Source organism: Bradyrhizobium sp. IC4060, from assembly GCF_020193715.1.
Lineage (GTDB): Bacteria > Pseudomonadota > Alphaproteobacteria > Rhizobiales > Xanthobacteraceae > Bradyrhizobium > Bradyrhizobium yuanmingense.
Map to the genome: position 1 here is coordinate 1 of NZ_JADYVJ010000054.1, position 1,378 is coordinate 1,378.

Sequence of the window (1,378 nt, forward strand, 5' to 3'; positions counted from 1 at the left end):
CCCGGCCTCGTGCTCCTTCAAGATCCCGATAATCTGCTCTTCCGTAAAGCGGCTACGCTTCATGCTCTGGTCCTCGTCGTGGGCCAGAACGAACTTCAAACTGGATTAAGCCCCGGGGGCAAGGTCAGCGCGAAGCGACGAATACGGTTCTGCGCCGCGCAGCAGGCAACGCGAGCCTCGTACTTCAATCCGGGCAAAGCGTAGGTGAGGTGATGGAAATCTAGCTCTGTGGCGTGAGGGCCCTCAATCGCCGAAGCCACTATTCTCACCATAGTAGGTAGTATCTCGATGTATTATTGGTGCGTACGGTCAATTAGCATCTCGCCGTACAAGGCTACGCTGTAACTAACCTGAGGGCACCTATAGAGTCTGCCGCACATTCAAGTGATGTCACTCCCGGCAATCCCGTAGAGGGTGATGCGGAGCAAGGGAGATAGTCTGGCGATTTTCAGGTCGCCGGACTGCTCAAATTGGCTCGATGTCACTCGACGAGACCCTCCGACACTCCCGGAGCCGAACAGCAATACCGAAAGTTGTGGCGCGGCGACGGTTGCTGGTTGGCCCTCAGCAACATTGGCAGAGAAATTGAGGAGGACATTGTGAACCGGGAGATTGCAGGTTCGAATATTTCGCCTGGATTTCTGAGGGCTGGGCAGTCCAACGAAAACTTTGTCCGGGCCCAAAAGGTCTTCCCAGACGGTACCTCGCGCTTAACAATTGAGCGAAATCCAGCTCCGCTCTACATCGAGCGTGGGATGGGCAGTTATCTGTTCGATGTTGATGGCCGCTCGTTTCTCGACCTTAATTGCAACTTTACGACGTTGATCCATGGACATGCCTTCGGGCCCGTGGTGGAAGCGCTAACGCATCAGCTCCGGCGCGGCACCTGCTTCGCAAATCCGACAGAGAAGGAGATCGAACTCGCTGAACTACTTTGCGGCCGCATTCCGCAGGTTGATCGTGTTCGCTTCGTCAATACGGGAACTGAGGCCGTGCTGTTTGCGATCAAAGCTGCGCGGGCCTTCACTGGACGTCCGAAGATTGCCAAGCTCGAGGGCGCCTACCATGGCGCCTACGACTGGGTCGAGGTCAGTCAAGCAGCGACACCTGACAATTGGGGGGACGCCATCGAGCCCAAATCCACGGCCCTCTATCGCGGGATGCCTGCGAGCGTGCTCGACGAAGTAGTTGTGTTCCGTTTCAATGATGTTGAAGGGGTGCGCCGCTTGATATCATTGAATGCGCGCGACGTTGCCGCCATCATTCTGGATCCGATGCCGAGCCGCGGTGGCCTCGTTGCGGCAAAGCCTGAATTCATGGCCGCGGTGCAAGAATCTGCCCGCAAGAACGGCATTCTGGTGATTGCTGATGAGGTCCT

Annotated in this window: 2 protein-coding genes; both read left to right on the top strand. The window is 56.6% G+C overall.

Annotation, left to right across the window (positions count from 1 at the left end):
- Window positions 1–204, top strand: a 204-nt coding sequence (locus I6F16_RS37415; protein ID WP_225174768.1) for a hypothetical protein, incomplete at its 5' end; no start/stop codon positions are given.
- Window positions 205–611: 407 nt separating this feature from the next.
- On the top strand, window positions 612–1,378 hold a 767-nt coding region (locus I6F16_RS37420), incomplete at its 3' end, for an aminotransferase class III-fold pyridoxal phosphate-dependent enzyme (protein ID WP_225174767.1).